This is a genomic window from Streptomyces sp. NPDC026538 (assembly GCF_055567535.1).
This window is the reverse complement of record NZ_JBVHQG010000015.1, coordinates 163,344-185,296: the sequence shown is the minus strand read 5'-3', so window position 1 is coordinate 185,296 and position 21,953 is coordinate 163,344. Positions and strand designations below refer to the sequence as shown.

Below are 21,953 nucleotides of genomic sequence, written 5' to 3'. Positions count from 1 at the left end.
GCCGTCAGCCGAAGAGTCTCTCGAGGACGACGGCGATGCCGTCGTCCTCGTTCGACAAGGTGATCTCGTCGGCCACCGCCTTGAGTTCAGGATGGGCGTTGGCCATGGCCACCCCGCAGGACGCCCAGTCGAACATGGGGATGTCGTTGGGCATGTCTCCGAAGGCGACGGCCTGTTCGGGGCTCAGCCCCAGATGGCCGGCGGCCAGCGCCAGCCCGGTCGCCTTGGTCACCCCGCACGGCTGGAGCTCGACGGTCCCCGGCCCCGACATGGTGACCGTCGCCAGCGACCCCACCACCGCGCGCGCGGTCGCCGCCAGCTCGTCGTCGGACAGGGTGTGGTGGCGCAGCAGCACCTTGCTGATGGGCGCGCACCACAGGTCGTCGCGCCGGTCGACGCGCAGCGCGGGCAGCGTGGGGTGGGGCATCAGGTAGCCCGGCTCGATGAGCGTGAGCCCGTCCACGCCGTCCTGGTCGACCGCCGCGTACACCTGCCCGACCTCGGCCTCGATCTTGCCGAGGGCGGTCTCCGCCAGCTCCCGGTCCAGGGTGACCGACCACAGCAGCCGCTCCGCGCCGGCGTCGTACACCTGGGCGCCCTGGCCGCAGACCGCGAGTCCCGTGCAGCCGAGGTCGTCCAGGAGGGGGCGCACTCTCGGCGCGGGGCGACCGGTCACCACGAGATGCCGGGCGCCGGCCCGGCCGGCCCGCGCGAGCGCGGCGAGCGACCGTTCCGAGAGGGTGTCGTCGGCGCGCAGCAGCGTGCCGTCCAGGTCGGTGGCGATCAGTGCGTACGGGGTGGGTGCGACCATGATCAGAGAATACGGACAGCACGCCCCTGAGACTCACTGTGCGTTTCGGCCTCAAGTGGCGCCCGCCGTCCCGGTGATGGGGCGTTGTCAGTGGGGCGCGTTACGTTGGCGGTGGATCGAGCCACCGATCGGACGGGGGCGGGTGTGGTGACGGACGGGCCGGGGGACTTCCGGGCACATCTGCTGGAGGCGGCGACCGGGGTGCTGGAACGGTTCCGGCGGGAGCCGCGGCCGGAGATCTACGCGCTGTCGTTCCGCATCTGGCGGGTCGAGGAGGACGACCGCAGACCGTACGTGGCGATCGGCTACAACACCGAGAGCCAGTACGCGGCCGAACGGAACCCGACGGACCCGGGCGAGGCGCGCTGGAACTACGCGTGCCGGCTCCTCGACGGCTTCGAGACACTCGGCAACTGTCCCGAGGACCCGGTCGGTGGCGCGCTGTACACCGACGAGGTCCGGCGTCTCGGACTCTGGTTCGACGGGGACGGCGATGACGCCGAACTGGACGCGAGGTGCGACCTGTTGGGGCGGCACTTCGCCGACGCGTGCATACGGCTGGCGCGGGACCTGCATGCCGACGGCCGCATCGAGAAGGTCCTCGGCCGGCCGAGCTGTGCGAGACGGATCCCGTGGGCCCGTCCGCCGCCGCTCCCACGAGCTCCGCGGGGAGGTGGGCGAGCCCCGACAGCCCGGTGGCGACGACGACCGCTCGGGCCGTGAACAACTCCCCCGAGTCGAGCTTCAGTTCAAAGCCGTCCGCCTTGCCGCGGTCCACGGAGACCACCCGTACCCGTTCCAGCTCGGGCACCAGCTTCTGCTGGAACCACTCGCCGTAGCCGACGAAGGTCCCCACCGGGATGACGTCCTCGTCGGTCACCAGCCTGCGCAGGCCCGCCGCGTCGCAGTAGTCGGCGAGGGTGTGCCCGCGCTGCGAGCAGTCGAAGTTGGAGGCGGCGGGTGTCGACTTCAGGAGCATGCCCTCGGGCATGTGGTCGCGCCAGCTGACCATGAGGTCGCCGAAGACCCGGACGGGGATGCCGCGTGCCCGCAGGTGGGCGGCGGTGGACAGGCCGAAGGGCCCGGCGCCTATGACTGCTACCGGTTGGATCACGAAGTCCCTCCCCAGGAAGGTGGCGCCTACTTCGTGGAGGTGCTGGAGCCGCGGCGGCTGGTGCGCCACAGCTGATAGAGGTGCTTCGCGCCCGGACGCACGAAGCGGGCGAGCATCGTGACGAACGGCAGCGGGTCGTCACCCGCGAGCCAGGCGAGCTCGGTCCCGCTCGGCCGCTCGGGCGCGTGCGGCGTCGTATAGCCGCTGCGGCGGTAGGCGAGGAGGGCGGGCAGGTCGATGTTCTCCACGACGTACCGGTGGCCGGCGCGCTGTTCCCCCTCCGGAACGCGGCGCCCGGTCAGATCCAGGTGCATGGCGCGGACCACGTCCACCCCCGACTCGCTCTCGAAGAGCCGGAACTGGGCGCCCATGCGCGGGTTGAAGTCGAGCAGCTTGTACCGCCCGTCGCGGCGGTCGAAGCGCAGGTCGAGGTCGATGATGCCGCTGAAGCCGATCTGTTTGATGAAACGCGCGGCGAGATCGGCGAGTTCCGGATTGTCGACGACGTACGCGTTCGCCGTCATGCCCGCGTGCGGCGGCCACGAGCGCACCTTGACGCCGGTGAACAGGGCACGCGGGTTCGAGTCGGCGTCGAAGTAGGCGTGCACGATCCAGTCCTCGGCTTCCTCCCTCGGGAGGTACTCCTGGAGGATGACACCCGGATGGGTGCCCCAGTCACGCGCGAGAGTGAGCAGTCCCTCGCGAGTGGCGATCTTCGTCGTGCCGTTGACGGCGGGCTGACTGCGCCGGACGAACGCCTCGCGGTTCTTGGCGACGATCGGGAAGCCGGCCTTCTCGGCGAAGTCGACGATGTCGTCGTACGACTCCGGAAAGGCGGCCGCCGGACTGGGGATGCCGTGTTCCACGCACAGTTCGTGCAGCCCCTGCTTGCTGGCGAGCCGGCGCGGCAGCGAGGCCTCCACGCGCGGGAAGAGGAAACGGTCGCCGAGCGCGTCCTGGTGCTCGGCGATCAGGACGGCGGCCTCCTCGTCGGTGGGGATCAACACGGTCGGACGGCCGATGCGGCGGCCGATACGCAGCAGTCCCTCGACCAGATGATCCGGTTCCTCCGCGCCTGTCGTCGGCCACACGAACGCGCGTTTGAGATAACGGGAGGAGGCCGCCGGCGTGTAGGCGTCCTCCGTGATCGCGTACATGGGAACGCCCCAGCGGCCCAGACTGCGAATCGCGCCGACCCCGCCGTGATGCAGCGGATAGTCGCCGAACTTGACGATCAGGCCTGGCACGTCGCGATCCGCATCGAACGGCATGCTGACGGCACTCCTGGCCACGGGTCCCCCCACGCGTCCCCCCTACGGACCGGACCCACCCCGTCCGTGTCCCCCAAAGGACGCTAAGCCGGAATTGCCACCTCCGACAAGGCTTATTCGGACATTGCGAACTCTTTAGACACTGCCACGACAGCCAACTCACCCGTAACGTGTGGCGCGACCACATGGAATGCCGCGCAACGCCAGAGCGACGTCACCACATAGTCGGCCCGGCGCGGCACGGATGAGAGCGAGGCAGCCACCCCATGCCCCCCTTGCCCCCCTTCGAGGTCCCCGAGGGTGACCCCTTCGGCCCGCACAATCTTCCGTATGGCGTGTTCTCGACCCCCGAGAGCACGGAACGGAGGGTTGGCGTCCGCCTCGGCGACCACGTTCTCGACGCCGGTGCCGCGGCTCTCGCGCTCGGCTCCCCCTACGCCTCGCTGCTGGCCCGCCCGACCCTCAACCCGCTGCTGGCCGCGGGCCGCACCACCTGGTCGGACGTACGGCGCGCCCTGACCGCCTGGGTGACCGTGCCCGCACACCGCGAGGTGCTCGAACCCCTCCTCCACCCACTGTCCGCGGTGGCCCTGCACCTGCCCTTCGAGGTCGCCGACTACGTCGACTTCTACGCCTCGGAGAACCACGCCCGGAACGCCGGGCGCATCTTCCGCCCCGACGCCGCCGAACCGCTCACCCCCAACTGGAAGCACCTGCCGATCGGTTACCACGGCCGCGCGGGCACGGTCGTGGTGTCGGGAACCGATGTCGTACGGCCGTCGGGCCAGCGCAAGGCGTCATCGGACCCCTCGGAGGCGCCGGTGTTCGGCCCGTCGGTCCGGCTGGACATCGAAGCCGAGGTCGGCTTCGTCGTCGGCGCACCGTCACAGCAGGGGCGGCCGGTGGCGCTGGGCGACTACCGGGAGCACGTGTTCGGGCTCACCCTCCTGAACGACTGGTCGGCGCGCGACATCCAGGCCTGGGAGTACGTCCCGCTCGGCCCGTTCCTCGGCAAGTCCTTCGCCACCTCGGTCTCGGCGTGGATCACCCCGCTGGACGCCCTGGAGGACGCACGGGTCGCCCCGCCCCGGCGGACGCACCCGCTGCTGCCGTACCTCGACGACGCCGCCGAGGAGCCCGCGGGTTACGACCTGCGGATGTCGATCGCGATCAACGGTTACGTGGTGTCCGAGCCGCCGTTCTCCACCATGTACTGGACCGCCGCACAGCAGCTCGCCCACCTGACCGTCAACGGCGCCTCACTGCGTACCGGCGACCTGTACGGCTCCGGCACGGTGAGCGGTACGGAACCCGGGGAGCGCGGGTCACTGCTGGAGCTCACCTGGAACGGGCGGGAGCCGCTCGAACTCCCGGACGGCAAGCGGACGTACCTGGAGGACGGCGACGTGGTGACGCTGTCCGCGTGGGCGCCGGGGCCGGGCGGGAGCCGGGTGGGACTCGGGGAGGTCAGCGGGCGGATCGTGGCGGGGTGAGGGACGGTCCGGCCGGGGGCGCTCGCGGGCATATGGGGGCCCAGCCCGCCGGGGTTTGGTGAGGAGGGCACCCGGATCCTCGTCGGTGCCTGACTCGGGGCACGCTGTCCCGTCATACTGACGGGACACGCACCATGCGATGCGCCCGCACGCGCACCATGCGAGGCGACGGCGCACGTGTCACGTGATGCGCCGGCGTACGCACTCTGTCGCGCAACGGCGCATCACCCCCGCACCACCCGCCACCCGCACACCCCTCCGATCGGGAAACGGAGCCTTGGCATGACCGTCTGCCTGCTCCTGCTGAGCGTCGTCGCCCTGACGGCCGCGGTGCCCGCGCCCCGCGCGCTGGTACAGGCCCTGTGGCCCGAGCGGGAGCCGGTGGTCGCGCTGTGGGTGTGGCAGTGCCTGGTCGCCACCGTGCTGATGTGCTGCCTGGCCGCGCTCGTCCTGGGCGCGGCGGCCGTCTTCCACACCGTGCGCGACCGGGTGTTCGCGCTGGCGCCACCGGCGGTCACCGCGGCGTACGACCTCTCCGTCGCGCCCTTGTGGGCGGTCGCGCTCACGGTGCTGCTCGCGTGCGGGGCCGCCTGGACGACGGCGATGCTCGCCCGCGAGCTGGTCGAGGCCCGGCGGCGCCGCGGCCAGACCCGCGCACACCTGCGCGAACGGGCACCGGAACTGCCGGCGGGGCTGCCTGCGGCACGCGGGCCGATGCTGGTGCTGGAGGACGAATACCCGGACGCCTGGTGGATGCCCGGGCATCCACCGCAGCTGGTCGTGACCACCGGGGCGCTGCACCGTCTCACCGACCACCAGCTCGACGCCGTACTCACCCATGAGCGGGGCCACGCGCGCGCCCACCACGACTGGCTGCTCTACCTGTCCAGTGCGCTGGCCACGGGCTTCCCGCGCGTGCCGCTGTTCTCCCACTTCTGCGACCAGACCCACCGGCTCGTCGAACTCGCGGCCGACGACGCGGCGTCCCGCCGCTGCGGCCACCTCACGACCGCGCTGGCCCTGATCGAACTGAACCAGCACCGCGGGGTCCTGTCCTGCGCGTCCAGCCGCCGGCTGCTCGGCGAGCGGGTCGACCGGCTCCTGGAACCACCGCCACGGCTGCTGCGCCGTCAGCGGGCCCTGACGACGACGGTGGCCGCACTGGTACCCCTGCTGCCGCTGCTGATCACGTTCGCACCGGGTCTGACGGCGCTCGGGTAGGGCTTCCGTCACGGCTGGAAGTCCGACGACGGCCGGGCAGCGCAAGGGACGACCTGCGCGCGGTCATGGGCGGGCTTGAGCACTCCCTGCCCGCGAAATCCTCGGCGGCTGCCAGGGGGGCGCAGATAGCCTCAGCACTGCCATCGTCCGACGGGGAGGGGCAGGCCATGCAGGACACGCAAGGGCAGGACTGGGTCGCGCATGCGGGAGAGCTTTTCGAAGCGGCGATGTTCGTCGGCGACACATCCGCATTGGACCGGTCCGACGGCGTGCTGGACGCCGTCGAGGCGCCACTGTCCATGGCGCGGGGCAAGGTGCTGCACGTGCGCTTCCTGAACGACCGTGAGGAGAACACCCAGGAACTGGTGCTGTTCGAGCGGGCGGCCGAGCTGTACCAGCGGCTGGGTAACGCGTCGGGTGAGGCGGACGCGCTGTTCTGGATCGGCTGCTGGCACCAGGTGGTGAAAGGCGACGGCGCGACCGGCAGACCGTACTTCGAGCGGTCGTACACATTGGCGAAATCCGTCGACGACCGGATGACGATGTCCTACGCGATACGCCACCTCGGCTTCGCCGACAAGGACGCGGGCGACCTCGACCAGGCGCGTGAACGGTTGACCGAGTCGGTGTCGCTGCGCCGGGAGATCGGATTCAGGCCCGGGGAAGCGGCCGGCTTGGTGGCCCTGGCCTACCTCGCGGCCGAGACGGGGAACAGATCGGTCGCGCTCCACCACCTCGACGAGGCGCAGGCGGTCGCCGAGAGCTGCGGCGCCAAAGCCGTGACGGGGTGGATCGAGCAGGCCCGCACGACGGTCCAGGCCTGACCGTCTGACGGCGGGGTGGTCCTCGTTGCCCGAGTGTTCAAGATCTGCCCTCGCGACGGCCCCGGGGTGCGCGGGCGAACAGACCCGCACCCTGGTGGCAGATCTTCGTCACACCACCTCGAATTGCCAGGTCAGCGGCTTGCCCGATGAGCTCTCAGGTGGCGCAACAATCCGGCAACACCCCATTCCCTACCTCATGAGTATGGTTCGAGCCATGCCACCCACCGACCGCATCCGAGACCACGCCGGTCAGGGCGCCGCCACCACGGTCGCCGCCCACCGGACGCGTCGCCGGCTGCGTGCGGACCAGGCCCGGCAGCTCGCCGACCTTCTGCGTCACCAGATCCTCGCCGACGCCTTCCCGGACGACAGCCTCCCCCACGAGACCATTCTCGCCACCGACTACAGCGCCACCCGCAACACCGTCCGCCAAGCCCTGGACCTGCTGCGGGCGGAAGGCCTGGTGGATCGGCTCCCCGGGGTGGGCACCGTGGTCGTCGCCCGGAAATACCCGCACGGGCTCGACCGTCTGATGGGCCTCGCGGAAACCCTCCGCGAACACGGCCAGGTCACCAACGAGGTCCGCACCATGGGCCCCGCCCCGGCACCCGCCCCCGTCGCCGAACGCCTCCGCGTGCCGCCCGGTGCTGACGTCCTCTACATCGAACGCCTGCGTCGGCTGAACGGCCTCCCGCTCTCCCTCGACCTCACCTACATCCCCCTCGACATCGGCACCGCGCTCCTCGGTGCCGACCTGGAGAACAACGACGTCTTCAGGCTCCTGGAGTCGATCACCGGACAGCCCCTGGGCCACGCCGAGATCACCCTGGAGGCGGTGAACGCGGACGCACACTCCGCCGCCGTACTCCAGGCCCCGCGCGGAGCGGCCGTCCTGATGCTGGAACGACTCACGCACCTCGCCGACGGGCGGCCCGTCGACCTGGAGTTCATCCGCTTCCGCGGCGACCGCATCACCATGAGCGGCCTCCTGCGCCGCTCCCTCTGACCTCCTCCGCTTGACCCGTTTCCTGGAGACAGCCATGCCCTTGGCGCCCCAGCGGGCCGACGTGCCCGTGACCATCGACGAGTCCAAGTGCATCGACGGCTGCACGCTCTGTGTGGACATGTGCCCGCTGGACTCCCTCGCCATCGACGAGAGCAACGGCAAGGCCTACATGCATGTCGACGAGTGCTGGTACTGCGGCCCGTGCGCGGCCCGCTGCCCCACCGGAGCCGTGACGGTCAACATGCCCTATCTGCTCCGGTGAGAGGCCCACAACTCCCATGAAACGCAAAGCGATCGCATCCGCAGCCCTCCTGCTGCTGCCCCTGTCCGCCTGCGGCGGCAGCGCCGTGGCGGGCGACAGCAAGACAGTCACCATCACCGTCGGCTACCAGTCCAAGACCATCAACACCGTCACTGCGGGCACCCTGCTGCGTTCTCTCGGCTACTTCGAGCAGCAGCTCAACGCCCTCCATGACGGCCACACCTACAAGGTCGACTGGCAGGACTACGCCACGGGCGCACCGATCACCGCGCAGATGACGGCCGGGAAGATCGACATCGGCTCCATGGGCGACTTTCCGCTGCTGCTCAACGCGGCCCGCGGCAAACAGCTCGGGCAGCCCACGCGGCTGGTCTCCGTCACCGGCTACAACCTCCGCGGCGGCCTCAACACCGTGGTCACCGCACCCGACTCCAAGCTCACCTCGCTGACGGACCTGAAGGGCAAGAAGGTCTCGACGAGCATCGGCTCCGCCGCCGACGGCACCCTCGTCCGCGCCCTCCAACGCGCCGGCATCGACCCGGACAAAGGCATCTCCGAACTCAACCAGCAGCCCGCGGTGGGCGCTTCGGCCCTGGCGGCGGGCAGCGTGGACGCGCTGTCGCAGTTCGTGGCGTGGCCGGGTCTGCTCGCCTACCAGGGCAAGGCGAAGGCGCTGTACGACGGCGCCCAGCTGAACCTCCCCACCTTCCATGGCGTCACCGCTCGTGAAGACTTCGCCAAGCAGCGGCCCGCCGTCCTGGAGGCGTTCCTCAAAGCCCAGGCGGAGGCCACCGACTACCTCGACGCCCATCCGGTGACCGCAGCCGAGAAGGTCGCCGATGCGACCGATCTGCCTGCCGAAGTCGTCTACCTCTACAACGGCGCGCACGGCATCGCCACCTTCGACCCGGCCATCAAACCCTCGCTCGTCGCCGCGTTGAAACAGGACGTGTCGGTCCTCAAGGCCGCCGAGCTGACCGGTGACGTGGACGTGGACTCGTTCGTCGACGACCAGTACCTGAAGAAGGCCGTCGGCAGCTCCGACTACGCCAAGCGGCTCGCCGCCGCTCCGGCGGCGTCCGCCAGCGAGGTGTGGGCCAAGGGAAGCGAGAAGACGACGAGCTTCGACTCCCCCAAGAAGTTGCTCGCGTACGTCGCCGAGCACAGCGACGGCATTCGCGCCGCTTACGTACCCGACGCCACCACCGGCACTCTCTGGTTCGCCGACAAGGCGGTGTGGGTGGCCGACGGAGAACAGGTGCTGCCGTTCGTGACCCGGGCGACCGCGCAGGCGTATGTCGACGCACACGGCGGCGCCGCGGTCGTCAGCTATGCCGACGCGCTGCGGCGGGCGTCATGAACCGGTATGTCCTGCGGGTGGCGTCGCTGGCCGCCGCCCTCGGGGTGTGGCAGTTGCTGACCAGCCTCAAGGTCGATCTATGGCTGCGTTTCTCGCAGTTCCCGACGGCCACCGACATCGCTCATGCCTTCGCCGACCGGATCTGCGGCGGTGACTACTGGACGGACCTCACCGACAGCCTCACCCGGATCCTCACCGGTTTCGTGCTGGCGGCCGTCCTGGGGGTGGCGACGGGTGTGCTCGTGGCCCGCTCGCGCCTCGCCGAGGATCTGCTCGGCCCGGTCCTGGAGGTGATCCGCCCGATCCCGGCGATCGCTCTCGTGCCCGTCGCGATCCTCCTGTTCCCCTCCGATGAGCAGGGCATCGTCTTCATCACCTGCACCGCCGCCTTCTTCCCCGTCATGGTCTCCACCCGGCACGCGGTGCGTGCCCTCACTCCCGTGTGGGAGGAGGCGGTGCAAACCATGGGCGGTGGCCGGTGGCGGATCCTGGCTTCGGTGGTGCTGCCGGGTGCGCTGCCCGGCATTTTCGGTGGTCTGTCGGTCGGTATCGGTGTCTCGTGGATCTGTGTGATCTCCGCCGAGATGATCTCCGGGCAGTACGGCGTCGGGTACCGCACCTGGCAGGACTACACGATCGTCAACTACCCCGGTGTGTTCGTCGGGATGGTCACGATCGGTGTGCTCGGCTGGGTCACCTCCACGGCCGTCGAGCTCCTCGGCCGGCGTCTGACCCGCTGGCTGCCCCGTACGTCGTACGTCCCCGGCGGCCGGCCCCGCACTCCGGTGGCCGCCGTCGCCGCCCCGGTCGCAGGGGCGGCCGACGGCGAGTCCCAGAAGCAGGCCGATGCCCAGCAGCAGGGCCGCAGCGACACCGACCAGGAGGCGCGCGATGAGCACTTCGTCTGAGGTCGCCGCTCCGGCGCTCGCACGGGGCGCCCGGCTCGCCCTGGGCGCGGCCGTGCTCGGCCGTCCGGGCGCCCCGGTGCTGCACGATGTCGCGCTGGATGTCCGTCCCGGCGAGATCCTCACTGTCGTGGGGCCGTCGGGATGCGGCAAGTCGACGCTGCTGCGGACGTTCGCCGGGCTGCTGCCGCCGCTGGTTGGGACGGTCGAGCAGGACGGCGAACCGTTGACGGGGCCGTCGGCCGACCGGGCGCTGGTCTTCCAGGAGGATGCGCTGCTGCCCTGGCGCACGTTGCGAGGCAACGTCGAACTGCCGCTCGCCATCAAGGGGGTTACGCGTTCCGAGCGCCGCTCGCTGGCCGGGTCCTGGCTGGCCCGGGTCGGGCTGGCCGCGCAGGCGGGGCAGTTGCCGCACCGGGTGTCCGGTGGGCAGCGCCAGCGGGCGCAGCTGGCGCGGGCGCTGGCCGGCTCGCCCCGGGCCGTGCTCATGGACGAGCCGTTCGGCGCGCTCGACGCCCAGACCCGTTCCGGCATGCAGGACCTGCTGGTGGACGTGTTGGGCGGTACCGGTGCGACCGTCGTCTTCGTCACCCACGACGTGGACGAGGCGCTCTTCCTCGGCGACCGGGTCGCTCTGCTCGCGGCCGGCCGTGTGGCCTCCGTACGGGACGTTCCGCGTCCCCGTGACCGGGGCGCCCTGGACGACCCGGCTCGCGTGGCCCTGCGCCGCGCTGTCCTCTCCTCGCTCGGCATCTGAAAGGCACCCCGGTGACCATCCCCGCGAACGCCCCCGCGCCCGTTCCCCTGGAGATTCCCGCCGTCACCGACGCCGAGGAACTGATCTGTGACGTTCTCGTCGTCGGCGGTGGCACCGCCGGCACCATGGCCGCTCTGACCGCCGCCGAGCGCGGTGCGAGGGTGCTGCTTCTGGAGAAGGCCCATGTCCGGCACTCCGGTGCGCTCGCCATGGGGATGGACGGTGTCAACAACGCGGTCGTCCCGGGGCGTGCCGAGCCCGACGACTACGTCGCCGAGATCACCCGCGCCAACGACGGGATCGTCGACCAGTCCACGGTCCGGCAGACGGCGACGCGTGGTTTTGCCATGGTCCAGCGCCTGGAGTCGTACGGGGTCAAGTTCGAGAAGGACGAGCATGGCGCGTACGCGGTCCGCCAGGTGCATCGCTCCGGTTCGTACGTACTGCCGATGCCGGAAGGCAAGGATGTCAAGAAGGTCCTGTACCGGCAGTTGCGGCGTCGTGAGATGCGGGAGCGGATCCGTATCGAGAACCGGGTGATGCCGGTGCGCGTGCTGACGGCGCAGGGGCGCGCGGTGGGTGCGGTGGGATTCAACACGCGCACCGGCGCGTTCGTGACCGTCCGCGCGGGTGCGGTGGTTCTGGCGACCGGTGCGGCCGGGCGGCTGGGGCTGCCCGCTTCCGGCTACCTGTACGGGACGTACGAGAATCCGACCAACGCCGGTGACGGTTACGCCATGGCCTACCACGCCGGTGCCGAGCTGACCGGCATCGAGTGCTTCCAGATCAATCCCCTGATCAAGGACTACAACGGGCCTGCCTGTGCGTACGTCGCCAATCCGTTCGGCGGCTACCAGGTCAACCGGCACGGTGAGCGGTTCGTCGACTCCGACTACTGGTCGGGGCAGATGATGGCCGAGTTCGCCGCCGAGGTCGCCTCCGACCGCGGTCCGGTCTACCTGAAGCTGAGCCATCTCCCCGAGGAGTCGGTCTCCGCTCTGGAGTCCATCCTGCACTCCACCGAGCGGCCCACCCGTGGCACCTTCCACGCCGGGCGGGGGCACGACTACCGGACCCATGACGTCGAGATGCACATCTCCGAGATCGGCCTGTGCGGCGGGCACTCCGCCTCCGGGGTCCGGGTCGACGACCACGCCCGTACGACCGTCCCTGGGCTGTACGCCGCCGGTGACCTGGCCTGCGTCCCGCACAACTACATGATCGGCGCGTTCGTCTTCGGGGACCTGGCGGGCGCGGACGCCGCCCAGTACACGGCGTACGAGGGGGAGTTGCCGTCCGAGCAGGTGCGTGAGGCGCACGAGTTGATCTACCGTCCGCTGCGCAACCCGGACGGCCCGCCGCAGCCCCAGGTCGAGTACAAGCTGCGCCGCTTCGTCAACGACTACGTGGCTCCGCCGAAGTCCGGGGCCCGACTCTCCCTCGCTCTGGAGTCCTTCGAGCGGATGCGGGACGACATCGCCGGCCTGGGCGCCCGCACCGCGCACGAGCTGATGCGCTGCGCCGAGGTGAGTTTCATCCGCGACTGCGCGGAGATGGCCGCCCGTGCCTCCCTGGCCCGTACGGAGTCCCGCTGGGGTCTCTACCACGACCGGCTCGATCACCCCGAGCGTGACGACGCCTCCTGGTTCCACCATCTCGATCTGCACAAGTCCCCCTCTGGTGCGATGGAGTTCACGGCTCGTCCCGTGGCTCCGTATCTGGTGCCGGTCGAGGAGTTCACCCCGGTCGGCGGTCCGTCCCGGCACATCGGCGAGGTGCGTCCGCTGGACGTGGCGACGGCGGGCGGCCGTGATGTGCCGCCGGTGGCCACGGGGCCGGTGGCGGCCGCTGCCGCGCGGCCCGTGGTGCCCGACCGGGCCGAGTCGGCCTCGCCCCGCCTACTGGAGCTCCTCGCCCTCGCCGAGGAGGAGCCCGAACTAGCTGCTCTTGAGCCCTACTTGCTGGATCTCGATCCCTCGGTCCGGCGTACCGCCGTGTCGGTGCTGACGGAGACGGCACCGGCGGGCACCGGGCGGGCGCTGGCCGGTGTGCTGGCCGATCCCGATGCCGGGGTGCGTGCGGCCGCCGCTGCCTCGTTGCGCGAGCTGGTCGAGACGTTTCCGCCCGAGCCGGCGCTGCGGGACGCCCTCGCCGGGGCGCTCGCCGTGGCCGATCCGGTCGTCCGGGCCGCTGCACTGGATCTGCTGCGGGCGCTGCGCCTGGGCGACGCCGGTCTGTTCGCTTCCGCTCTGCCCGACGCCGATCCGGCGGTGCGGATCGCGGCGGTGCGGGCGCTGGTCTCGGTGGACGCCGCCGAGCTCCTGGCCGACGCGGTCGCGGATCCGTCCCGGGAGGTACGGGTGACGGTGGCGAAGGCCCTCGGAACGGTGGGGGCCTCGCGCGCCGCCGATCAGGAGGACGGTGTCCTGGAGGCCCTCACCACCCTCACGGGTGACCCCGATGTTCTCGTCCGCGGCGCTGCCTACGAGGCGCTGGCCGACGTCGGCTGCCCGCCGTCGCCGGCCGGGAGCGCCGTGGCCGCGCTGGCCGACCCGGCCTGGCAGGTGCGGGTCGGTGCCGCCAGGGCGCTGGGTGCGGCGGGTGCCACCGTGGCGGTGCCGGCCCTCGCCAAGTCGCTCGCCGATCCGAACGCCGACGTCCGCAAGGCGGCCGTCCTCGCACTGACCCGGCACACCGGTGTCGAGGAGGCCCGCGCGGCGCTGGCCACGGCGACGGCGGACTCGGACGCGGACGTCAGGGCGTATGCGGCGCGGGGGCTCTGAGCAGGGCCCCCGCCCCGCGGCCGGATCGGGCTATATCCAGTCCTCCGGCTCCGGCTCGGCATCCATCTCGGGCCAGTGGTCCTCGTCCCCGCCTCCCGCCGCGTCGGGGGCCGGGGCAGGGGACGAGGAGGACGGTGTCTTCAGGGACGCCAGCACCCCGAGCACGCCCTCCCCGTAGGTCATGAGCTTCTTCTCGCCGATGCCGCCGACGGTGGCCAGTTCGGCGACCGACTCGGGCCATCGGCCGACGATCTCCCGGAGCGTGGCGTCGTGGAAGATCACGTACGCCGGTACGCCCTGTTCGCGGGCCTGTTCGGCACGCCAGGCGCGCAGTGCCTCGAACGCCGGGAGCAGCTCCTCGGGCAGCTCTGCGACGGCCGCCTTCGCCTTGCCCTTACCGGACGCCCCGGAGGACCCGGATGTCCCCGAGGACCGGGAGACCACAGGTTTCTTAGCCTCCTTGCGGAGCGGGACCTCGCGCTCGCGCCGCAGTACCGTCCCGCTGGCCTCGGTGAGCACGAGCGTGCCGTACTCGCCCTCGACGGCCAGCAGCCCCTGGGCGAGCAGCTGCCGGACGACGCCCCGCCATTCGCCCTCGTCGAGGTCGGTGCCGATACCGAAGACGGACAGCTGGTCGTGGTCGAACTGGATGACCTTGGCGGTGCGCTTGCCGAGCAGGATGTCGACGATCTGGACGGCGCCGAACTTCTGCCCGCGTTCGCGCTGCAGTCGTACCACCGTGGAGAGGACCTTCTGGGCGGCGACGGTGCCGTCCCAGGTCTCCGGCGGCGTGAGGCAGGTGTCGCAGTTGCCGCAGCCGGCCAGGGCGGGGTCCTGGCCGAAGTAGTTGAGAAGTTGTCCGCGGCGGCACTGGGCGGTCTCGCACAGGGCGAGCATCGAGTCGAGGTGGGCCTGGGCGCGGCGCCGGAACGCCTCGTCGCCCTCGCCGGACTGGATGAGTTTGCGCTGCTGTATGACGTCGTTGAGGCCGTAGGCCATCCAGGCGGTGGAGGGCAGGCCGTCGCGGCCGCCGCGGCCGGTCTCCTGGTAGTAGCCCTCGACGGACTTGGGCAGGTCGAGGTGGGCGACGAACCGGACGTCGGGTTTGTCGATGCCCATGCCGAAGGCGATGGTGGCGACCACGACCAGGCCGTCCTCGCGCAGGAAGCGGGACTGGTGGGCCGCGCGGGTGCCCGCGTCCAGGCCGGCGTGGTAGGGGACGGCCTCGATGCCGTTGCGGGACAGGAATTCCGCCGTGGATTCGACCGACTTGCGGGAGAGGCAGTAGACGATGCCCGCGTCGCCTTCGTGTTCCTGCCGGAGGAAGGTGAGCAGCTGCTTCTTGGGGTCGGCCTTGGGGACGATCCGGTACTGGATGTTGGGCCGGTCGAAGCTGGCCACGAAGTGCCGGGCGGCCGGCATGTGCAGCCGCTGGGTGATCTCCTCGTGGGTCGCGTGGGTGGCGGTCGCCGTGAGGGCGATGCGCGGGACGTCCGGCCAGCGCTCGCCGAGGAGGGAGAGGGCCAGATAGTCGGGGCGGAAGTCGTGGCCCCACTGGGAGACGCAGTGTGCCTCGTCGATCGCGAAGACGGCGATCTTGCCGCGAGCCAGCAGGTCCAGCGTGGAGTCCAGGCGCAGCCGCTCCGGCGCGAGGTAGAGAAGGTCGAGCTCACCGGCGAGGAACTGAGCCTCGACCACACGCCGCTCGTCGAAGTCCTGGGTGGAGTTGACGAACCCGGCGTTCACACCGAGGGCGCGCAGGGCGTCCACCTGGTCCTGCATGAGGGCGATGAGCGGTGAGATCACGATGCCCGTACCGGGTCTGACCAGGGCGGGGATCTGGTAGCACAGCGACTTTCCGCCGCCGGTGGGCATGAGGACGACGGCGTCTCCGCCGGCCACCACATGCTCGATGATCGCTTCCTGCTCGCCCCGGAAGGCGTCGTACCCGAAAACCCTGTGCAGCGTGGCCAGTGCCTCGCTGTCCGCCGGTCCGGGCGTCTGCCGCGTCCCCGGCGGCTCGGTCGTCCCTGGCATCTCGTCGGTTCCGCCCGTCCCACCCATCGTCGTGTCCCCCGTACGTCGTCCCTCGACCACTGCCTCCACGATAGGGGCACGGACCGACAGCGCCGGAGTTATCCACAGGCCCGCCGTCCGAGAGAGCGGCACGGGGACGGAAGCCGGAGGGGCACGGGGAGGGGCGCGGGGCGGGGTCCCCCGTCCGGCGGTGTCCTCAGTCCTTGGGCCGTTCAGTCCTTTGGCCGTCCTCGCGTGGCGGCCCGGAAGCGGCGCGGGCCATGCTGCACGGGCGGGACCGGGGAGGCCCGCACTGTACGGAGGCGCCGCACTCGCGTGCCTCTTCCGCCCCAAGGAGCATCAGGATGTCTCTCAGGTCCCGCACCGCCGGCGCCGTTCTGGCGCTGGCCGTGCCGTTCGCTCTGGCCGCGGTTCCCGCCGACGCGGCTCCCGTCCCCGAGGCCGACCCGTTCATGTGGACGGATCTGACCCCGACGTACACGGCGACCACGGACTACCAGTACGAGCCCTTCGCGGTCACGGACGGGTACCGGCCCGTCGGCGAGTGCGCCCAGGACACCGGGACCGGCAGGGCAGGCGCGGGCTACCACTACGTGAACCCCTCCCATGTCGGCAGCCTCGACCCGGCCGAGCCCGCGGGTCTCCTCTACGAGACCGACGGCAACGGCGGCCGTGCCCTGGTCGGGGTGGAGTGGATCGTCCGCGCCGACACCACTGCCACCGCGCCGACGCTGTTCGGGCAGACCTTCCAGGGGCCGGCGACCCTCGACGGGGTGGGTTCCGTGTACACGCTGCACGCCTGGATCTGGAAGGACAATCCGAACGGTCTGTTCGCGCCGTGGAACCCGACGGTGACCTGCCCGTAGCCACGACCGCGGCCGGCGCGCCGCAGGTGCCGGCAGCCCGTGGCCCTGCGGTCCAGGACCGCCCACGCGCGCGTGGGCCCCGGTTCCTCGGAGGGAACCGGGGCCCACGGCCGTACCGGACGGATCAGCGCACGAAGACTCCCGCCTGGCTCGCCAGGTCCAGGAAGTACTGCGGTGCCACGCCGAGCACCAGCGTGACCGCGACGCCGACGCCGATCGTCGCCATGGTCAGCGGTGACGGAACGGCGACCGTGGGACCGTCGGGCCTGGGCTCGCTGAAGAACATCAGCACGATCACGCGGATGTAGAAGAACGCGGCGATCGCCGACGAGATCACACCGACCACGACCAGCGGGGCCGCGCCGCCCTCCGCCGCCGCCTTGAACACGGCGAACTTCCCGGCGAAGCCGGAGGTCAGCGGGATACCCGCGAAGGCCAGCAGGAACACCGCGAAGACGGCCGCGACCAGCGGTGAGCGGCGGCCGAGGCCGGCCCACTTGGACAGGTGCGTGGCCTCTCCGCCGGCGTCGCGCACCAGGGTGACCACGGCGAAGGCGCCGATGGTCACGAAGGAGTACCCGGCCAGGTAGAACAGGACGGACGACACGCCGTCCTTCGAGGTCGCGATGACACCCGCGAGGATGAATCCGGCGTGCGCGATCGACGAGTACGCGAGCAGTCGCTTGATGTCGGTCTGGGTGATCGCGACGATCGCGCCGCCCAGCATGGTGATGATCGCGACGCCCCACATGACCGGCCGCCAGTCCCAGCGCAGGCCGGGCAGGACGACGTACAGCAGGCGCAGCAGCGCGCCGAACGCGGCCACCTTGGTCGCCGCGGCCATGAAGCCGGTCACCGGGGTGGGCGCGCCCTGGTAGACGTCGGGCGTCCACATGTGGAAGGGGACCGCGCCGACCTTGAAGAGCAGGCCCATGACGACCATCGCGGTGCCGATCAGGAGCAGCGCGTCGTTGCCCATGGTTTCGGCGAGGGCGGGGTCGATGCTGGTGACGGTGCCGTCGACGACCTGGGAGATGGTGGCGTACGACACCGAGCCGGCGTAGCCGTACAGCAGCGCGATGCCGAACAGGGTGAACGCGGAGGCGAAGGCGCCGAGCAGGAAGTACTTGACCGCGGCTTCCTGGGACATCAGGCGTTTGCGGCGGGCCAGGGCGCACATCAGGTAGAGCGGGAGGGAGAAGACCTCCAGGGCCACGAAGAGCGTCAGCAGGTCGTTGGCCGAGGGGAACACCAGCATGCCGGCGATCGCGAAGAGGAGCAGCGGGAAGACCTCGGTGGTGGTGAAGCCGGCCTTCACCGCGGCCTTCTCGCTGTCGCTGCCGGGCACGGAGGCGGCCTGTGCGGCGAAGGAGTCGACGCGGTTGCCGTGGGCGGCCGGGTCGAGGCGGCGTTCGGCGAAGGTGAACAGGGCGAGCAGGCCGGCCAGCAGGATCGTGCCCTGCAGGAACAGGGACGGTCCGTCGACGGCGATCGCGCCCATGGCGGCGATGTGCGCCTTGGTGGTGCCGTATCCGTCCGCGGCCAGTGCGACGACCGCCGCGAAGGCCGCGCACAGCGCGACGGCGGAGACGAAGACCTGCGCGTAGTAGCGGGATTTGCGCGGGACGAACGCCTCGACGAGCACCCCGACGATCGCCGCGCCGAGCACGATCAGGGTGGGGGACAATTGTCCGTATTCGATCTTCGGCGCGTCGATCTTCGAGATCGGCTCGGCTGCGGTTGTCCACAGGCTGTGGACGGCTGCTGCGCTCACTTGGCCGCCTCCACTGCGGGCTTGGGGTCGGTCTTGTGTACGTCCGACATGGTCTGTTTGACCGCCGGGTTGACGATGTCCGTGACGGGCTTCGGGTAGACCCCCAGGAAGATCAGCAGAACGATCAGCGGGGTGACGACCACGAGTTCACGCGCGCGCAGGTCGGGCATCGCGGAGACCTCCGGTTTCACCGGGCCCGTCATCGTCCGCTGGTAGAGGACGAGGGTGTAGAGCGCGGCGAGGACGATGCCGAGGGTGGCGATGATGCCGATGGCCGGGTAGCGCGTGAACGTGCCGACCAGGACCAGGAATTCGCTCACGAAGGGGGCGAGACCCGGCAGCGACAGGGTGGCCAGGCCGCCGATCAGGAAGGTGCCGGCGAGCACCGGGGCGACCTTCTGCACACCGCCGTAGTCGGCGATGAGCCGCGAGCCGCGCCGGGAGATCAGGAAGCCGGCGACCAGCATCAGCGCGGCCGTGGAGATGCCGTGGTTGACCATGTAGAGGGTGGCGCCGGACTGGCCCTGGCTGGTCATCGCGAAGATGCCCAGGATGATGAAGCCGAAGTGCGAGATGGACGCGTAGGCGACCAGGCGCTTGATGTCCCGCTGGCCGACGGCGAGCAGGGCGCCGTAGATGATGCTGATCACGGCGAGGACGAGGATGGCGGGCGTCGCCCACTTCGAGGCCTCCGGGAACAGCTGGAGGCAGAAGCGGAGCATCGCGAACGTGCCCACCTTGTCGACGACCGCTGTGATGAGGACGGCGACCGGGCCGGTGGACTCCTGCATGGCGTTGGGCAGCCAGGTGTGCAGCGGCCACAGCGGCGCCTTCACCGCGAAGGCGAAGAAGAAGCCGAGGAACAGCCAGCGTTCGGTGCTGGTCGCCATGTGCAGGGAGCCGTTCGCGCGGGCCTGCGCGATCTCCGCGAGGGAGAAGTTCCCGGCGACCACGTAGAGGCCGATCACCGCGGCCAGCATGATCAGGCCGCCGACCAGGTTGTAGAGGAGGAACTTCACGGCCGCGTACGACCGTTGGGCCGCCGCGTTCTCGTCGGAGCCCGCGTGGGCACGGTCCCCGAAGCCGCCGATGAGGAAGTACATCGGGATCAGCATGGCTTCGAAGAAGATGTAGAAGAGGAAGACGTCGGTGGCCTCGAAGGAGATGATCACCATCGCCTCGACGGCCAGGATCAGGGCGAAGAAGCCCTGGGTGGGCCGCCACCGCTTGCTGCCGGTCTCCAGCGGGTCGGCGTCGTGCCAGCCCGCGAGGATGATGAACGGGATCAGCAGGGCGGTCAGCGCGAGCAGGGCGACCGCGATGCCGTCGACGCCCAGTTCGTAGCGGACACCGAAGTCCGAGATCCAGGCGTGGGACTCGGTGAGCTGGTAGCGGCTGCCGCCCGGGTCGAAGCGGACCAGGACGACGATCGCCAGCGCGAGCGTGCCGAGCGAGACCAGCAGCGCGAGCCATTTGGCGGCGGTGCGCTGTGCGGCCGGTACGGCGGCCGTCGCGACCGCCCCGACGGCGGGGAGCACCGCCGTCGCTGTCAGCAGAGGAAAGGACATCGGTATCAGACCGCCCTCATCAGCAGGGTCGCGGCGACCAGGAGGGCAGCGCCGCCGAACATCGAGACCGCGTACGAGCGCGCGTAGCCGTTCTGGAGCTTGCGCAGTCGGCCGGACAGCCCGCCGAAGCCCGCCGCCGTGCCGTTGACGACCCCGTCGACCAGGGTGTGGTCGACGTAGACCAGGGAGCGGGTGAGGTGTTCGCCACCGCGGACCAGGACGACGTGGTTGAAGTCGTCCTGGAGGAGGTCGCGGCGGGCCGCGCGGGTGAGCAGCGAACCGCGCGGGGCGATGGCCGGGACGGGTCGGCGGCCGTACTGGAGGTAGGCGATGCCGACGCCGATGACCAGGCACACCATGGTGGCGCCGGTGACCGTGGTCGCGCTCAGCGGGGAGTCGCCCTCGCTGTGACCGGTGATCGGCTCCAGCCAGTGCAGGAAACGGTCGCCGATGCTGAAGAACGCGCCGCCGAAGACCGAGCCGATCGCCAGCACGATCATCGGGATGGTCATGACCTTCGGGGACTCGTGCGGGTGCGGCTCGTGGCCGTGCTCGTCGGGCTGCCAGCGCTTCTCGCCGAAGAACGTCATCAGCATCACGCGCGTCATGTAGAAGGCGGTGATGGCCGCGCCGAGCAGGGCGCAGGCGCCGAGGATCCAGCCCTCGGTGCCGCCCTTGGCGAACGCCGCCTCGATGATCTTGTCCTTGGAGAAGAAGCCTGACAGGCCCGGGAAGCCGATGATGGCGAGGTAGCCGAGACCGAAGGTGATGAAGGTGACCGGCATGTACTTGCGCAGGCCGCCGTACTTGCGCATGTCGACCTCGTCGTTCATGCCGTGCATGACGGAACCGGCGCCGAGGAACAGTCCGGCCTTGAAGAAGCCGTGCGTCACCAGGTGCATGATCGCGAAGACGTAGCCGATCGGGCCGAGGCCGGCGGCGAGCACCATGTAGCCGATCTGCGACATCGTCGAACCGGCGAGGGCCTTCTTGATGTCGTCCTTCGCGCAACCGACGATCGCACCGAACAGGAGCGTGACGGCGCCGACGACGGTCACGACGAGTTGTGCGTCCGGCGCCGCGTTGAAGATCGCTCCGGAGCGGACGATGAGGTAGACGCCGGCGGTGACCATGGTCGCCGCGTGGATGAGGGCCGAGACCGGGGTCGGGCCCTCCATGGCGTCCCCGAGCCAGGACTGCAGCGGAACCTGGGCGGACTTGCCGCAGGCGGCGAGCAGCAGCATCAGGCCGATCGCGGTGAGCCTGCCCTCGGAGGCGTCGGTGGCGTGGCTGAGGACGGGGCCGAAGGCGAACGTGCCGAACGTCGTGAACATCAGCATGATCGCGATCGAGAGGCCCATGTCGCCGACCCGGTTGACCAGGAAGGCCTTCTTCGCGGCGGTGGCCGCGCTGGGCTTGTGCTGCCAGAAGCCGATCAGCAGGTACGAGGCGAGGCCGACGCCCTCCCAGCCGACGTACAGCAGCAGGTAGTTGTCGGCGAGGACGAGCAGCAGCATCGCCGCGAGGAACAGGTTGAGGTAGCCGAAGAAGCGGCGGCGGCGCTCGTCGTGCTCCATGTACCCGATCGAGTACAGGTGGATGAGCGAGCCGACGCCGGTGATCAGCAGGACGAACGTCATCGACAGCTGGTCGAGGCGGAAGGTGACGTCCGCCTGGAAGCCGGCCACCGGGACCCAGGTGAACAGGTGCTGCATCAGGGTGCGGTGTTCGGCGTTCTTGCCCAGCAGGTCGGCGAAGAGGATCACGCCGAACACGAAGGAGGTCGTCGACAGGAGCGTGCCGATCCAGTGGCCCACGCCGTCCAGGCGGCGGCCGCCGACCAGGAGGACGGCCGCTCCGAGCAGGGGCGCCGCGATCAGCAGCGCAATGAGGTTCTCCAC

General features: G+C 70.5%; 17 protein-coding genes and 1 pseudogene. 11 read left to right on the top strand and 7 right to left on the bottom strand.

The window, feature by feature from the left end:
* Positions 1-4: 4 nt before the first annotated feature.
* Positions 5-811 carry an HAD family hydrolase gene (locus ACZ4N4_RS41720; RefSeq protein WP_453574615.1) on the bottom strand — a complete coding sequence of 269 codons (807 nt, stop codon included), beginning with the start codon at positions 809-811 and terminating at the stop codon, positions 5-7.
* Positions 812-922: 111 nt separating this feature from the next.
* On the opposite strand from ACZ4N4_RS41720, the gene ACZ4N4_RS41715 reads away from it, so the two are divergent.
* Positions 923-1,534 (top strand): hypothetical protein, encoded by a 612-nt coding sequence (locus tag ACZ4N4_RS41715; RefSeq protein ID WP_467598973.1) that lies wholly within the window; start codon positions 923-925, stop codon positions 1,532-1,534.
* On the opposite strand, the pseudogene ACZ4N4_RS41710 reads toward ACZ4N4_RS41715, so the two are convergent.
* Together ACZ4N4_RS41710 and ACZ4N4_RS41705 are read right to left on the bottom strand one after the other, a co-directional pair.
* Positions 1,421-1,925 (bottom strand): annotated as a pseudogene (locus tag ACZ4N4_RS41710) (FAD/NAD(P)-binding protein); the annotation flags it as partial. The gene ACZ4N4_RS41715 and the pseudogene ACZ4N4_RS41710 sit on opposite strands and share 114 nt — an antisense overlap.
* Before the next feature lie 26 nt (positions 1,926-1,951).
* Positions 1,952-3,196: a carboxylate--amine ligase gene (locus ACZ4N4_RS41705; protein ID WP_453574610.1), complete on the bottom strand. Its 1,245-nt coding sequence runs from the start codon at positions 3,194-3,196 to the stop codon at positions 1,952-1,954.
* Positions 3,197-3,471: 275 nt separating this feature from the next.
* On the opposite strand from ACZ4N4_RS41705, the gene fahA reads away from it, so the two are divergent.
* The 9 genes from fahA to ACZ4N4_RS41660 all read left to right on the top strand — a co-directional run bounded on the left by fahA (position 3,472) and on the right by ACZ4N4_RS41660 (position 13,807).
* Positions 3,472-4,689, top strand: a complete 1,218-nt coding sequence (fahA, locus tag ACZ4N4_RS41700) for a fumarylacetoacetase (protein ID WP_467599125.1) — start codon at positions 3,472-3,474, stop codon at positions 4,687-4,689.
* A gap of 282 nt (positions 4,690-4,971) precedes the next feature.
* Positions 4,972-5,910, top strand: a complete 939-nt coding sequence (locus ACZ4N4_RS41695; protein WP_467598971.1) for a M56 family metallopeptidase — start codon at positions 4,972-4,974, stop codon at positions 5,908-5,910.
* A 65-nt stretch (positions 5,911-5,975) separates the two neighbouring features.
* Positions 5,976-6,734: a tetratricopeptide repeat protein gene (locus ACZ4N4_RS41690; RefSeq protein WP_467598970.1), complete on the top strand. Its 759-nt coding sequence runs from the start codon at positions 5,976-5,978 to the stop codon at positions 6,732-6,734.
* 214 nt (positions 6,735-6,948) lie between these two features.
* Complete coding sequence (locus ACZ4N4_RS41685) at positions 6,949-7,740, top strand: GntR family transcriptional regulator (protein WP_467598968.1); 792 nt, start codon at positions 6,949-6,951, stop codon at positions 7,738-7,740.
* A gap of 34 nt (positions 7,741-7,774) precedes the next feature.
* Positions 7,775-8,002 carry a 4Fe-4S dicluster domain-containing protein gene (locus tag ACZ4N4_RS41680; RefSeq protein ID WP_010986276.1) on the top strand — a complete coding sequence of 76 codons (228 nt, stop codon included), beginning with the start codon at positions 7,775-7,777 and terminating at the stop codon, positions 8,000-8,002.
* Between the two features lie 16 nt (positions 8,003-8,018).
* The gene (locus ACZ4N4_RS41675) at positions 8,019-9,362 is read left to right on the top strand and encodes an ABC transporter substrate-binding protein (protein ID WP_467598965.1); all 1,344 of its coding nucleotides are present in this window, start codon (positions 8,019-8,021) and stop codon (positions 9,360-9,362) included.
* Entirely contained in the window at positions 9,359-10,270 is a 912-nt protein-coding gene (locus ACZ4N4_RS41670) for an ABC transporter permease (protein WP_467598962.1), read from the top strand. The genes ACZ4N4_RS41675 and ACZ4N4_RS41670 overlap by 4 nt, the downstream gene beginning before the upstream one ends.
* Complete coding sequence (locus ACZ4N4_RS41665) at positions 10,254-11,024, top strand: ABC transporter ATP-binding protein (protein WP_467598959.1); 771 nt, start codon at positions 10,254-10,256, stop codon at positions 11,022-11,024. Before ACZ4N4_RS41670 ends, ACZ4N4_RS41665 begins: the two co-directional genes overlap by 17 nt.
* Before the next feature lie 11 nt (positions 11,025-11,035).
* Positions 11,036-13,807: a fumarate reductase/succinate dehydrogenase flavoprotein subunit gene (locus ACZ4N4_RS41660; protein ID WP_467598956.1), complete on the top strand. Its 2,772-nt coding sequence runs from the start codon at positions 11,036-11,038 to the stop codon at positions 13,805-13,807.
* Positions 13,808-13,837: 30 nt separating this feature from the next.
* Here ACZ4N4_RS41660 and recQ read toward each other — a convergent pair whose 3' ends face one another.
* Positions 13,838-15,844, bottom strand: a complete 2,007-nt coding sequence (gene recQ, locus ACZ4N4_RS41655; protein ID WP_467598953.1) for a DNA helicase RecQ — start codon at positions 15,842-15,844, stop codon at positions 13,838-13,840.
* 344 nt (positions 15,845-16,188) lie between these two features.
* Here recQ and ACZ4N4_RS41650 point away from each other — a divergent pair, with 344 nt between their 5' ends.
* Positions 16,189-16,710, top strand: a complete 522-nt coding sequence (locus ACZ4N4_RS41650) for a hypothetical protein (protein WP_467598950.1) — start codon at positions 16,189-16,191, stop codon at positions 16,708-16,710.
* Positions 16,711-16,834: 124 nt separating this feature from the next.
* On the opposite strand, the gene nuoN is transcribed toward ACZ4N4_RS41650, so the two are convergent.
* From nuoN to nuoL, 3 genes are read right to left on the bottom strand one after another with little or no spacing between them, the layout of a single operon-like run.
* Positions 16,835-18,484 (bottom strand): NADH-quinone oxidoreductase subunit NuoN, encoded by a 1,650-nt coding sequence (gene nuoN / locus ACZ4N4_RS41645; protein ID WP_467598947.1) that lies wholly within the window; start codon positions 18,482-18,484, stop codon positions 16,835-16,837.
* The gene (locus ACZ4N4_RS41640) at positions 18,481-20,052 is read right to left on the bottom strand and encodes an NADH-quinone oxidoreductase subunit M (RefSeq protein ID WP_467598944.1); all 1,572 of its coding nucleotides are present in this window, start codon (positions 20,050-20,052) and stop codon (positions 18,481-18,483) included. The genes nuoN and ACZ4N4_RS41640 overlap by 4 nt, the downstream gene beginning before the upstream one ends.
* Before the next feature lie 5 nt (positions 20,053-20,057).
* Positions 20,058-21,953: an NADH-quinone oxidoreductase subunit L gene (gene nuoL / locus ACZ4N4_RS41635; RefSeq protein WP_467598941.1), complete on the bottom strand. Its 1,896-nt coding sequence runs from the start codon at positions 21,951-21,953 to the stop codon at positions 20,058-20,060.